Source organism: Dictyobacter formicarum (assembly GCF_016587435.1).
Genome location: NZ_BNJJ01000009.1, coordinates 100,662 through 113,346, shown reverse-complemented (window position 1 = coordinate 113,346; position 12,685 = coordinate 100,662). Strand labels below are relative to the sequence as shown.

The 12,685-nt window shown below is 49.4% G+C and carries 9 protein-coding genes; 3 read left to right on the top strand and 6 right to left on the bottom strand.

Going from position 1 to position 12,685, the window contains the following annotated elements; genetic code table 11:
* Window positions 1-38 precede the first annotated feature (38 nt).
* Window positions 39-332, bottom strand: a complete 294-nt coding sequence (gene groES, locus JMI88_RS16960) for a co-chaperone GroES (RefSeq protein ID WP_201363119.1) — start codon at window positions 330-332, stop codon at window positions 39-41.
* 610 nt (window positions 333-942) lie between these two features.
* On the opposite strand from groES, the gene JMI88_RS16955 reads away from it, so the two are divergent.
* Window positions 943-3,336, top strand: coding sequence for a serine/threonine protein kinase (locus tag JMI88_RS16955; RefSeq protein WP_201363118.1), 2,394 nt, complete (start codon window positions 943-945; stop codon window positions 3,334-3,336).
* An 89-nt stretch (window positions 3,337-3,425) separates the two neighbouring features.
* On the opposite strand, the gene JMI88_RS16950 is transcribed toward JMI88_RS16955, so the two are convergent.
* The 4 genes from JMI88_RS16950 to JMI88_RS16935 all read right to left on the bottom strand — a co-directional run bounded on the left by JMI88_RS16950 (window position 3,426) and on the right by JMI88_RS16935 (window position 9,558).
* Window positions 3,426-4,082 carry a regulatory protein RecX gene (locus JMI88_RS16950; protein WP_201363117.1) on the bottom strand — a complete coding sequence of 219 codons (657 nt, stop codon included), beginning with the start codon at window positions 4,080-4,082 and terminating at the stop codon, window positions 3,426-3,428.
* A 713-nt stretch (window positions 4,083-4,795) separates the two neighbouring features.
* A complete protein-coding gene (panD, locus tag JMI88_RS16945) occupies window positions 4,796-5,224 on the bottom strand; it encodes an aspartate 1-decarboxylase (RefSeq protein WP_201363116.1) in 429 nt (142 codons plus the stop codon).
* Between the two features lie 198 nt (window positions 5,225-5,422).
* Window positions 5,423-5,695, bottom strand: coding sequence for a hypothetical protein (locus JMI88_RS16940; RefSeq protein WP_201363115.1), 273 nt, complete (start codon window positions 5,693-5,695; stop codon window positions 5,423-5,425).
* Window positions 5,696-6,024: 329 nt separating this feature from the next.
* A complete protein-coding gene (locus JMI88_RS16935; RefSeq protein WP_201363114.1) occupies window positions 6,025-9,558 on the bottom strand; it encodes a beta-sandwich domain-containing protein in 3,534 nt (1,177 codons plus the stop codon).
* Between the two features lie 505 nt (window positions 9,559-10,063).
* On the opposite strand from JMI88_RS16935, the gene JMI88_RS16930 reads away from it, so the two are divergent.
* Complete coding sequence (locus JMI88_RS16930; RefSeq protein WP_201363113.1) at window positions 10,064-10,525, top strand: hypothetical protein; 462 nt, start codon at window positions 10,064-10,066, stop codon at window positions 10,523-10,525.
* Window positions 10,526-10,625: 100 nt separating this feature from the next.
* Here JMI88_RS16930 and JMI88_RS16925 read toward each other — a convergent pair whose 3' ends face one another.
* Window positions 10,626-11,186 (bottom strand): ribonuclease FAU-1 family protein, encoded by a 561-nt coding sequence (locus JMI88_RS16925; RefSeq protein WP_201363112.1) that lies wholly within the window; start codon window positions 11,184-11,186, stop codon window positions 10,626-10,628.
* Between the two features lie 389 nt (window positions 11,187-11,575).
* Here JMI88_RS16925 and JMI88_RS16920 point away from each other — a divergent pair, with 389 nt between their 5' ends.
* Window positions 11,576-12,577, top strand: coding sequence for a TIGR03557 family F420-dependent LLM class oxidoreductase (locus tag JMI88_RS16920; protein ID WP_201363111.1), 1,002 nt, complete (start codon window positions 11,576-11,578; stop codon window positions 12,575-12,577).
* The last annotated feature ends 108 nt before the right edge of the window (window positions 12,578-12,685 follow it).

The window sequence follows — 12,685 nt, the reverse complement described above, 5'->3', positions numbered from 1 at the left end:
ATTTACTCCTCTGATACAACCTAACTAAAACAATAGACCTATTCCACAATTCCCATAATGTCGCTCTCGCGGAGGATCAAATACTCCTGGCCGTCGATTTTGATTTCGGTGCCAGCATATTTGGCGAATAATACACGCTGCCCAACCGCTACTTCGAGCGTTGTGCGTTTGCCATTATCCAGAACTTTGCCGGGACCAACTGCCAGGATCTCGCCCTCCTGGGGCTTCTCTTTTGCTGTATCTGGCAGTACAATACCACTGCGCGTAACGGTCTCGCGGGCCAGGCCCTTGACTACCACGCGATCACCAAGTGGCTGAAGCTTTGTTGACATACTCCATGTCCTCCCTGTTCAGTGTGTATATGTGCAAGAAAGCCGTGTTTTCGCGACCTTCTACTATTTAGCACTCTAATTGAGAGAGTGCGAACCGGCTATATAATACAACATAGGTTTCCAATCCGCAAGAGGATGAGCATGCAATTATGGCCTTTGCTCTTCACTTCTGACTATACAAGTGCTATACTGCACATAGCATGTAGTTATGTAAAACCTTTCTAGTATACTGAAATCATTTTCGCCACACTCAAAATACAAGCACTTAGTACAAATTCTCTGTAAATCATCGTCCGAAAATCGGGGATGCAAAGGTCCTCCCGAGGTAGTGCCCTTCCATGTACAGATTTGGTAGATCATTGTCGGACAAGCGGGGATGCAAGGGGCCTCCCGAGGTAGTGCCCTTCCATGTACAGATTTGGTAGATCATCGTCGGGCAAGCGGGGATGCAAGGGGCGGCGAGCCCCTTGGCTGGGGGCTCCGGGCGAGCATGTCGGGGACATGATCTCGCTGTGCCCCCCGGCTCTCCCTTCCCTCCCCAGTGCCGCCGTCAGGCGGCACTGTGAGCTACTTACAGCTAGAACAATAACAACACAACAAAAGCAGATACATGAACGAACAATATGGTTTCTTTGCGGAGCGCAAGCGCCCTAAAATGGAAGAGGGACTCGACCTGCAAAAATTCGGAAATTACGACCTGGTTCGCCGCATCGATGTCGGTGGTATGGGTGAGGTTTATCTGGCCCATCAGCGCACTGCCTTTGGCCGAGAGGTCGCGGTAAAAATTATTCGCTCTGACCTGGTGAACGATGCCCGAGCACGCCAGCGCTTTTTGCGTGAGGCTGAGGTTGCTTCCTATCTCAAACATGATCATATTCTACCCCTGCTAGAGTTTGGTGAGGAGCAGGGGCGTCTGTTTATTGTGACTCCTTATATTAAGGATGGGACGCTCGCTCAGCGCCTGGCGCTCGGTGCGCTGCCGGTTTCTGAGGTATACGAGCTGTTTAGCGCGCTCTGTCGCGCGGTTTCTTATCTCCATAAACGTGGCATTGTGCATCGCGATCTGAAGCCGTCCAATATCCTGTTGGATAAAGAAGAAGATAGCGGTCGTGTCTATGTGCGGCTGATTGATTTCGGTATCGCCTCTTCGCAAGGTGTGTTGACTAGCGGTGCGCTTTCAGCCACTGAGCGTGAGTTTGGTACCGCCGATTATCTGGCCCCTGAACGTCTGCAGGGTGTTGCTGCACCGAGCAATGACATTTATTCGCTAGGCGTTATTCTACATGTGATGCTGACTGGCACCCTCCCTCATTCGGATGCGACGCCGAATCTGCCTTTTCCGCTGATCAGCGTTATCGATCGCTGCCTGGATGTTGAGCCGGAGGATCGCTTTGCCAGCGTTGATGATTTGTTGCTGGCGTTTGAGCATGCTTATAAGTCTTTGACAACATCCCAGCAGATGCAGCCGGCCTCTCCTTTGCCCGTTGAAAGTGTTCAGCCAGCACTGGATGTGGAGAGCCTACCTCTGGATGAGGATGAGCCTGCCGTTGCTCCTTTTGAGGAGCAGGTGGCGGAGCCTCCGTCTCGTCCATCTTTGCGCGCGAACCGGCAGCCCTCGGTGTCGCGACCTCCCTTGCGCGCCGGAATGGGTTCAGAGCCCACTTCTCGTCCACCTGTACGCAGAGATATAGCTGAACAGCCAACGTCGCGTCCGGCTCGTCGCGATATAGATGAGCAGCCGACTTCGCGGCCAGCCCGGCGCCTGGCGTCGGGTGAACATGCACCTTTGACGCGCCAGCCACGCCGCGCTGATAGCAATGAACAAAAGGTGGTGATGGCCTCGACGGCCAGTGGTTCTCACCCTCCTGTACGCCCTCGTGGTGCTTCCGACCCCGCGCTTACGCGCGGTACGGTTCTTCCGCATGTGCCGCAACGGGGCGACAATTTTAGCAAAGTTGATTATGATGCGCCAACGACTGAGCTCGGTCGGGAGCGTCTTCCCGCGCGTAAATCGGCTCCGATGGATAAGTACGCCCAGATGCAGACACGTAAACCAGCGTCGGCGTTGCCGAAGAAGACGAAGCGCCGTCGCCGTGTCTCGCCGTTTGTGGTCATTTCTGTGTTTATTGTTGTTATCGCCGTTGTAATCGGAGGCATTGTTTCTGTCATTTTTCAGGCGTCGATTACGGCCGACGTAACTGTGTCTCCAAAGGTGCAGACGGTCAGTGGCGTTTTTACGTTTGTGGCCCGACCCGGTGTTAAGACGGCCAATGCTGCGACCGGTGTGATTCCAGCCAGCGTGTTTACCAGTTCAAAGCAAACCTCTACCCAGGGACGCCCCACTGGTGTGAGCGGTTGTGTATTGGGTATCTTTGAGTGTAAAGAGACGGTGTCGCTGGTCGATGTCAGTGTGATATCTGCCCGGCTGCGCCCAACCTTGAAGCAGCAGATCGCGCAGGATTTGCATAACCAGGCTGTTCGAGCTGGCGCTACTACGGTTGGGGACATTTTTTATGCTGATGGACCAATTACTTCTACTCCTCCTGTGGGCACTGTCAGCAAGACAATGACGGTGACGATGACGGAACAGGGGAGCGTTGAGTATCTTAAGTCTAAGGATGTGCAGAGTCTGGCCTTGCAAATGCTGAAGCGGAAGTTGAGTGGCAATTATGCGCTATTGGATTCGACGACCCGTGTCGGTCAGCCGGTGGTCCAGAGTGTTAACGCCAATGGCGAGATTAAGGTATCTGTCGCTGCGGCTGGCGTTTCACGCTATCAAATTTCTGATGCTGAGATGAACACGATTAAAAATCATATCAAGGGCATGAATTTGAAGAAGGCACGGGCTACCATCCTGCAAGATGCTAATCTGGACCCGACCACGCTGTCGGTTCGTATGTCGTATGGCGATACGGTCCCTACCAATGTCCAGCAGATTAAGATCACACTGTTTAATCCTACTAACCTACCAGTTGTCCAATTGCCTGCGGTCCCTAAGCCGTAGCTGCGCTCCTCGCGGGCGCTTCCACCCTCGTCGCACGCTCGTAGCTGCGCCCCTTGCGGGCGCTTTCTTCCTTTCCGCTCGAAAAAGCTCTAAAAATCGTCATCTTCAACAGCTTCTTGTGATGTCTCTTCCCATAGCTGCTGTACTACCCGTTTGGTAACTTCATAGCTAAAACCGCGCCGCTGTAAAAACGGTCCTAGTTTTGTGCGAAAGGCGTTATAGTCTATGTCGGCCTGTCGCAGCAGCGACTGCGCCTTTTTACGGCCAGCGCGTAGCGCCAGCTCTTCATCCTGCTCGTCCGTCACTACCTCATCGATTACCTCGCGCTTCACGCCCTTCATTTTCAGCTCATTCTTAATGGCCTGCGCCCCTTTAGGGCGAAAACGCTCTCGTGACTCAATCCAGAACGAAGCAAATGTTTCATCATTGATCAGGTCGAGCTGATTTAGCCTCTCAATCACCGCATCAATCAGCTCAGCAGGAGTTTGCTTCTGCCGCAGATAGCGCCGTACCTCCTCGCGACTACGAGGCCGAAAAGAAAGATAGTTCATTGCTCGATCCACAGCCTTCTGTAGCGCCTCCTCCTGCTCCAACTGCTGCACCTGGACCGGCGTCAGCTCTTGATCGAGCCGCAACCCCATCTTTAGCACAATCAGCGTATTTACGCCTATCAAAAAATGCCCATCCACAAAGATGCTGGTCCGGTCCGGATTATTGGCCTGCGGCTGCAACCCCGTAATATGCATCGATCTGTACACTCCTCCCTTTTTCCTAATATATTCTAATTTACCAGTTCCCAAAAGGAAATTTCCATAAATTCCCTATGTCCCAAACCAGGTATGCATCGCTTCCACAAAAATGAGCACTATCACCATCCCAAACTAGGTATGCATCGCTTCCACAAAAATGAGCACTATCACCATTCCAAAACATTTATCATGTGGTGTGCGGTGTGCCTGCGGCTGCAGCCGCAGGCACACCGCACACCACACCAAAAAAGCGCCGCCGCATGATCTTTTACAAATAAAGCTGGTATAAGGCGCGAGGTGCAGGAGGGCCGGCGAGGCCCTCCTGCCGGGGTTCGGGGTGTCCCCGACTACTCCTCCCCCTCCGCCCGCCGAAGGCGGGAATGCAAGAGGTATTTTTATACCGTATTAAAAAGTAAAAGATCATCAGGCGGCGCCCGAATAGTAACTACATATTTGCCTGTGAAACATGAATCCCGCTGGTCAAGGCCAGCGGGATTCATGTTTCACAAGTATTCAATATAATTTTTTAAGTCTACTTAATTTCCTCTATGTATCACAGAAAGGGCATAATTATACACTCTTATATTGTGCTTTTATTGGGGAGATAAACACCAGGATGAGGAAATATACTAACTAACGTTTGTTAGGCGAGAGGCAAGTAGCAATTCATTCAACCCATCAGGCCGAATGAACTAGACTACTCGAAGTTCCTATGAGAGGGCAACTTCAACTTCTGGCATCAATTGATCATCGAATTCGGGCAACATTTCGATCAAGGGTACATCTTTTTTCTCAGTCAGGCGATTCTCATCATCTACGAAGGCGATCTGTGGGACCAGGCTACGAATCTCTTCCTCGTCATACTGGGCATAACTGATGATAATAACTTTGTCACCCTCAGCGGTCAGGCGTGCAGCTGCACCGTTCAAACAAATGACTCCGGAACCACGAGCACCTGCGATGGTATAGGTTTCTAGGCGTGAACCATTGTTGATATTTACCACTTGTACTCTTTCATAGGGGTAAATGTTCGCTGCATCCAGCAAATCCTGGTCAATCGTAATGCTGCCGACGTAGTTCAGATTGGCCTGGGTAACAGTGGCACGATGGATCTTCCCTTTGCACATGGTACGTTGCATAAGTGTAACGGTTCCTTTCCCGTAATAGAATAACTAAAAACTAGTGGAGATATACTTAAAATTGTTATCCGTTTTTACTCCACCTAATAATATTAAACGACATTGGGGTCAAATTGGAAACAGTATAGGAACAAGGTAACGGTATATGAGAAATAGTACCGCTTTGCTTTATTCTGTCTGCTCTGTTTCAGTATGTACTTAATGCCTGTCTTGTTTATCCATAGCTGGTTGTAGTAGCGCCAGGAGGCCCATAGCATAGGCTTCGGATACGTTCTGGGCATCGTACATGCTTTCTTTCATCATCAAGCGATATTGGCATTTCCAGCGCCTGGCAGGCCATTCAGCCAGTTTGATCAGGGTATAGGTAGTGGTGTGCTTTTCGAGGGCCTGGCGTAGCGCTACCTCATCAAACTGCGTGATATTATATCGTGCGAGTTGCTGCTGTAGCGCCTCCGACAATTCTAAGGCCATGTGCTCCTTTTCCTTCTCTCTCTGTCTTTTTCACCCGCTATTCATCCTTTTGCTAACATATATGCCAGATTTTATTGCTTGCTTATAAAAGTATATTTAAATTATACGTCTTGCTCTGATCGTGTACAAGCCCTTACGCATAGCCTGGATGCCCGGTATGCCCTTTGGGCTACTGAGAATACTCTGCATGGGCTTAGCAAGGCCTGATGGTCATTAGAGGGCGTTGTAAGAAGGAAATCTTTGAGGTTTTCTGTATAAAAAAAAGAGGTAGGGCTAACGAGATCAGCCCTACCTCTTTACTATGAAGTGATGGTCACTTCGGGTTGCTATTAATGGGTTCCCACTGCGAAGATGTGAATGTGATTGTTGTTTGGCAATGTTACGCTGACCACCGGCAGATTCTGACGCAAGCCGATTTCAATGTAGTAGACGTAGTTCTTGACTACCTGCCTACCACCTGAGTAGTTGCGATAGCTCTGTGTGGTTGCGATCGAGTTGCCCACCGAGATCTGCTGTGTACCACCGCCCAGTGTCCAGTCACTGAAGTTCACGGTATCCTGTTCGGTGACGCCGTTAGCATACGTAATAGTGATTGTGCCGCTGGTTGGTCCACCGTGAGCACTGGCCAGGAAGGCTAGCGCTGTCGCTCCGTTGACCGCATTGACCGGGACTACCTGGCCACTGGCTGCGTAGTTGTTGTTTTGAGCGATACCACCGGGCCAGATGAAACTGGTGGAGTTGTAGGTAAAGATGTTACCAGGAGTCAGACCTGATTGCTTTAAGGCCTGGGCTGAGTAGCTATATTTACCGTCCAGCGAGGTTACTCCAGGATGGTTATCGTCGGTCGTACCTGCGTTGTTGGCGCTAATTGCTGCATAGGGAGCAGCGCTCTTGGTAGTGATCGAGAAGATGTGCATCTGTCCACCAGTTGGATTGTTGGGCAGAGTCACACTCTTGATATTCTTGCCAGCAGTTAAGCCAACTTCAGTGTAGAAGACGAAGTTGTTGAGGGTCTGTCTGCCACCAGAGTAGTTACGATATGGCATGGCTACCGCGATCTGGACGCCTGGGAACAGAGACTCGTTGCCTCCACTGAGGGTCCAGTCGTTGAAGTTGAGCGCAACCTGCGCCGATGTGCCGTCGTCGTAATTGATAGTGGCGGTTCCCTTTGAGTCACCATTGGTGGCTGATCCCAGGAAGGCCAGGGTCTGGGCATTGCTGACAGGCGTTACCGGAATTACCTGTCCCTGTGCTAAGTAGTTGTTGTTCTGTCCCGCGTCAGCTACTGGCCAGGTGAAAGTGCTACCATAAGCATTGACTGAGACGCCTGGGATCAGTCCCTGCATCTGGGATGCCTGGAATGAGTAGCTGTATTTACCGTCCAGGTTGCCGACTGTGAGGTTGTTGTCGTCTGTGGCACCGGCGTTGTTGTATGGTACGCTTGGTACCGGTGTCGTTGGCGTTGGACCATCTTTGGTGGCTACGGAGAAGACGTGCATGGTACCACCAGTGACTTTCGATGGCAGTGTGACGCTCTTAACCGCTTTGCCCGGCTGGATGGCGACGTCTGTGTAGAAGACGTAGTTGGTAACCAGTTGGTAGCCATTCGGTGTGTTGCGATATGGCAATGCTACCAGTGTGCCGTTGCCGAAGGAGATCGGTGATTTTCCACCACCGAGGGTCCAGTCGCTGAATCCTAGAGTAAATGACTGGGTTGAACCATCAGTATAGGTAATGGTGGCTTTGCCGTAGCTCGGCCCATTTGTTGACGATCCCAGGAAACCCAGGATGTTGGCGTTTGGTACCGAGTCAACGCTTAATGTTTGACCACCCGCTACGTAGTTATCAGGCGCGCCTGATGGGACGTTTGGCCATGTAAAGACCATTCCTGTTGGATTGTAGAAGGTGTTGTCACCAGCGTTGATGCCTGCATTACGCAGAAGATCTTCGGAATAGCCGTTGTGCGAGTTGTCGTAGCTGGCGCCGCCAGGATTGGTGTCCGGCGTGATACCGACATTATTAAATGTAGCTCCCCCTGGGTTAGGCGTTGGCGTTGGTGTTGGGGTACCGCCTGGTGTAGGAGTGCCGCCTGGTGTTGGCGTTGGTGTTGGGGTACCAGTAAACAGGCCATAGATGTCCAGGGAACTCTTTGTGCCGACAAAGACTTCACCATTGGCAACTATAGGTGTTGAGAATTTTACATATGTACCACTCGGTCGATCCTGTGAAGCATGCGTTTCACTGTTGTAGATTTCATTGCCCAGGTTTGTGGCGTCATATGCGCGCAGTACTGCTGTGTAATCTGTACCATTGCTGGTTCCTGGCGAGATGCTCCAGAGGATGCCTGTTCCAGCCTGGGTTCCATTACTCGAGATAACTGGATTACCACCAGTAAACGGTGATGTTTCCGGGCTACGTGATGAGTATGGTGTTGTGAGTTTTCCGGTAGTTGTATTGAATTTGAATGCTTTGATGTATTCGTGAGAACCAGCGATGTAGACGTTGCCGTTCCAGTAGGCTGGATTGCTGTAAACACCACCTGTGGTGTTGGGTGGCAGCTCCTGGACGACTTTATCGACGTCTGTACGTGTGCGCTCGGTTGAACTCGATGCGCAGTTCAGGTTGGGGTCTGCGGTGAAGCGTCCCATTGAGTTGGGATTGAGTACGTAGATGCGACCTTCTTTGCCACCCTGGATTATTTCAGGCCCATTTGCAGTTTGGACAAATAACAAACCGCCTGAGCCCAGATCGGCGTCCGCTTGTTGCAGACATGTCTGATTGAAAGGCGAGAAGTAGTCCAGCACTTTGGACAGGTCTGGCGACAGTTTGACGATTGAGTCGCCACCGTTGACGCCACCGCTGTTCAGGTTGAAGTCACCGTTGCCACTGACGTAGTAGATATTGCCATTTGCGTCTGTGGCTAATGGTCCACCGGAGGCCCAGATGCCGCCATCTTGACCGTTAGCTGTGGTGTTATAGATGTGTGTTTGTGTTAGATTTGTGCCATCGTAGCTATAAGAGATAATCCAGCCATGATATGGTCTGTAGTCACAGAATGATCCAAATGAGACGTATACCTGTCCATTTGCTAACATGAGAGCCGAACGCTGACGCTCGAATTTAGCCTGGAAGGGTACACGACCATTAACTGTGGCAGAACCTGTTCCGGGTACAGATCCGCTGATCACTGTGGGGCTACCCGGTTTCTCCTGGCCTGTCGTTACATCGAGCGCATGTATGCGATAAATCAGGTTGCCACCTTCGTTGGTCATGGCTACCACATACATGGTGTTGGTTGCTGGATCAATGACTGGTGTGCCGGAAAGGCCAACCTCGGGTTTCATGTCATTACAGCCACCGATGTCCATGTAGCTCGGTGAGGTAGCTCCATTGATCAAGAACGATGTCTGCCACAAAGGTGGTGTGTTGGGATTTGTCTGGTCTGCGTCAAAAGCATAAACTGTGTCATGCTCGGTTTCAACTATTACAACGTTATGTGTAGCGCCATTAATTGAAACATTAGGCAAATATAATGGCTGAGTATATACCTGTCCATCAACTTGATATGACATGCGTTTGCCAAATTTTGAAGGGTTAACGTTGCCTAAATTCAGCGTTTTTTCAGTGGAATAATTGCCGGTATGGCTATTATCGCCTTTGAAGGTCACTACTGCTGTGCTTGGGTCGGCCGCGAAAGCCGATTTTAGCGTTGCGAAGTTGAGTGAGATGAGTGTTCCACCTGCGATACCTATCAGCAATAGTGCACTTACAATTGCAAATAGATGTGATGGTTTGCTACGCTTCGTGCCCGGAGAAGGAGGCTGGGCACCCGCGTTAGGATGAGATGAATTCTGGGAAATCATCCATAATCTCCTTGGATATAAACTTTCTCTGCTACATTTTTTATAAAAAGAATAGTTATAGGGTCCGAGTTTTTGCCATAGAGAACCACTGTGTGTGCATTGAGATATTGAATGCAGACATTAGTAGGAAAGGGCATATTGATCTGTTTTTACATTTGCATATTATAATATATAAATCATATAATTGCAATAAACAATATTGTGTCCAAAAGTGGGCATAAAGTACTTAAATATGAATCCTTTTGAATCTTCAGGCGGTAAAAGTGTACAATTCTCTTTGTGAATGGCGAGATCTTCTATAAATCGCGAGATATTCTGTGATTGCGGAACCTCTTGTGATTGCGGGACCTTTTGTGATTGCGGGACCTTCTATGAATTAGGGGTTACAGTTATGGTTAGCAATTGTTTACGTTTTTAACTAAACTGAATACGAATATATGTTTGCTCTTGTGGCTTAAACGTTATTAAAGTAAAATAACCTTTTAAAATGATTGGGAGATTTATTATGAAGCGGATTATTGTCGCTGGTTTTTTTATTTGTCTGCTGTCTTTACTTTTGTTCGCGTGTAGTAGCGGGGAGAATCCTGCACCTGTTAGTAAGGCGACGCCGTATCCAACGCCAACACCGATGACCCTACCTAAGAGTTCGGTTCTCAGTATTCCTACGGTGGCTTTGTATTATGCGGCTGCCAAGGCGCGGAATTATGATAAGGCCTATACTTTCCTTTCTCCCGATGCTGTCGATGATAGTGGTAAGAAAGTGACGAAGGATGTCTTTATGCGTATGGCTCAGGAAGGCGATAATATGAATGGGGCGATCACTAATGTCGAGCTGGCTCCTTATGGAAAGGATTCAACTCAGGTGATTGCGACGATCGATCGCAATTCGGGCATTCGCTATCATGCACATTTAACCTTGAAGCTTGAGGGGAAGACCTGGAAAATTGTTTCGCTGGACCGTGTGTAGTTAAATATGCTGTGGGCCGTAGCATCAAGAACCATTATATCTGCTGGTGCGAATGAGTATGCGCTGGCAGATTTATAAACAGTATCTTGCTCTCAGGCATCTACATTTGCTCTTTCAGGATTTTTGCCGCTTCCTCTGGACTGTATATTTCAAAGTTTGTGCTGGGCAATTGGCGGGGGATAACTTTAAACGGCCCTGTCCATTGCCTGGCCTGTTCTTCTAACTTATCTAGCGTTTCATATGATTGTTTGCGCACCTGCTCTACAATTGGATAGGCTTTGGCCGCTCGCTCAAATACTTCCTGGTCTTTGGTGTAGACACTGTAGTCTTCTCTTACTACTGCATCTATGTATAGGTCCGTATAGATGAGCTCTTCCGCAGTATTCGTATAACTCGAATTTGGCAATACCACATCACAATATACGCTGATACACTTCCCCTGTTCATTATACCCTGCATGTATTGTGTACCAGGCTGCTGGCCAGAAATAGCTCAGTTGATGTTTATGGGCAATCCATGTACCGGGTTTCCAATGCATAGAGGTGCCAATTGGCGTCCAGATGACAAAATAATGTTCACTTACCGGCACATGATAGCCCTGCCAGCTGGCCCATTGATCACCATCTACGAGCATTTTGCGAATCTGCGCTTCTAATAACATGCCTTCCTCCCTCTAAACAACCTGCTATTCACTGTGTTACGCCCCAGCCGAGTTTATACGTACGATTATAAACGAATCTGAGGCACAGAGACAAGTTGACCTCTCTGTTACTCCACCTGTGATCTTCAATCGGACTCGTAAATAGTTAGACATCGAAACTTTCTTGATGGCTAATGCATGTAACAAGAGATATTGAAACGTCAGGTATCGCTATTATTTATCAGCTCCCAGACTGTACAAATAAGTGGCTATGCCTCTATAAATAGGAAGCCGATGCCAACCATCCGATGATGTGAAAATTACTTTGAGGAAATTTTGCCTGCCAACAGGCTTTTGGTTTTGTCTCAGGTATGTTCTGCATTAAGTATGAAGATTGGAGTGAGGAAAGTATGTTACAATTTGGTTGGAAAGCGGGAACAGAACAGTATGCTCCTGTGGAGTTGATGGAGTACGCGGTCGCAGCTGATAAGGCTGGCTATGATTGGATTGATGTCAGCGACCATTTTAATCCCTGGAGCGAGGAGGGGCAATCGGCTTTTACATGGACCTGGCTGGGTGCGGTTGCTCCCCAGACGAAGCAGATCAGGTTGAGTCCTGGTGTCACTTGCCCGATTTTGCGTTACCATCCAGCTATTATTGCTCAGGCGGCTGCTACTTTGTCCCATTTTGCTCCCAATCGTACGGGACTGGGATTGGGCACCGGCGAGGCTCTCAATGAGTTCGCTGCAATCGGTGAGTGGCCAGGCTATGCTGAGCGGCGCAGTCGCCTGGCGGAGGCGATTGCGATTATTCGCGGTTTGTGGAGCGGGGAAGAGGTAAATTATAAGGGCAAGTATTATCAGACACGTAAGGCTAAGCTTTTTACTCCCCCTACCTCTCCAATTCCTATCGTGATTTCTGCTCTGGTACCACATAGCGCCGAGTTTGCTGGCCACTATGGCGATGGTCTGTGGACCTTTGGTGGTAAGAAACCAGGTCTCTATCAGGAGATGATCAAGAATTTTGAGGCGGCGGCTCGCAACGCGGGGAAAGATCCTTCGCGTATGGTGCGTATCATCGAGTTAAATGTGGGATACGGTAGTGATATGGATGCTACTATCCAGCAGCAGTTGAAGTTCTGGGCCGGTACCTATATTCCCGCCCTCTTTGACCAGAAAATCTATACGCCCGCGATGTCGCAGGAAAATGGTGAGGTGGTAGGACCCGATACGGTTAAGAGCACTGGCTGTTTCTCTCCTAATATTGAGGACCATGTGAAGTTTGCCCAGCAATATATTGATATGGGCTTCGATTGCTTGATCTTCCATAATCCTGGTCCCGATCAGAAGGGCTTTATCGGAGCGTATGCGCGCGATGTTTTGCCTCGTATTCGCTCAAATAACACCCGCTAATCTGAGCGTGCATTACTTTTTTTACATGCGGTATTGGCTGAAGTACGCAGCGCCTGCTTCAGCCAATACCGCATGTAATTTTTTGAGCGCTGCAGGTGCTCAAAAAAG

Excerpts from the sequence above, each read along its gene's own strand:
- groES (WP_201363119.1), bottom strand. The coding sequence starts at position 332 with ATGTCAACAAAGCTTCAGCCACTTGGTGATCGCGTGGTAGTCAAGGGC.
- JMI88_RS16955 (WP_201363118.1), top strand. The coding sequence starts at position 943 with ATGAACGAACAATATGGTTTCTTTGCGGAGCGCAAGCGCCCTAAAATG.
- JMI88_RS16950 (WP_201363117.1), bottom strand. The coding sequence starts at position 4,082 with ATGCATATTACGGGGTTGCAGCCGCAGGCCAATAATCCGGACCGGACC.
- panD (WP_201363116.1), bottom strand. The coding sequence starts at position 5,224 with ATGCAACGTACCATGTGCAAAGGGAAGATCCATCGTGCCACTGTTACC.
- JMI88_RS16940 (WP_201363115.1), bottom strand. The coding sequence starts at position 5,695 with ATGGCCTTAGAATTGTCGGAGGCGCTACAGCAGCAACTCGCACGATAT.
- JMI88_RS16935 (WP_201363114.1), bottom strand. The coding sequence starts at position 9,558 with ATGATTTCCCAGAATTCATCTCATCCTAACGCGGGTGCCCAGCCTCCT.
- JMI88_RS16930 (WP_201363113.1), top strand. The coding sequence starts at position 10,064 with ATGAAGCGGATTATTGTCGCTGGTTTTTTTATTTGTCTGCTGTCTTTA.
- JMI88_RS16925 (WP_201363112.1), bottom strand. The coding sequence starts at position 11,186 with ATGTTATTAGAAGCGCAGATTCGCAAAATGCTCGTAGATGGTGATCAA.
- JMI88_RS16920 (WP_201363111.1), top strand. The coding sequence starts at position 11,576 with ATGTTACAATTTGGTTGGAAAGCGGGAACAGAACAGTATGCTCCTGTG.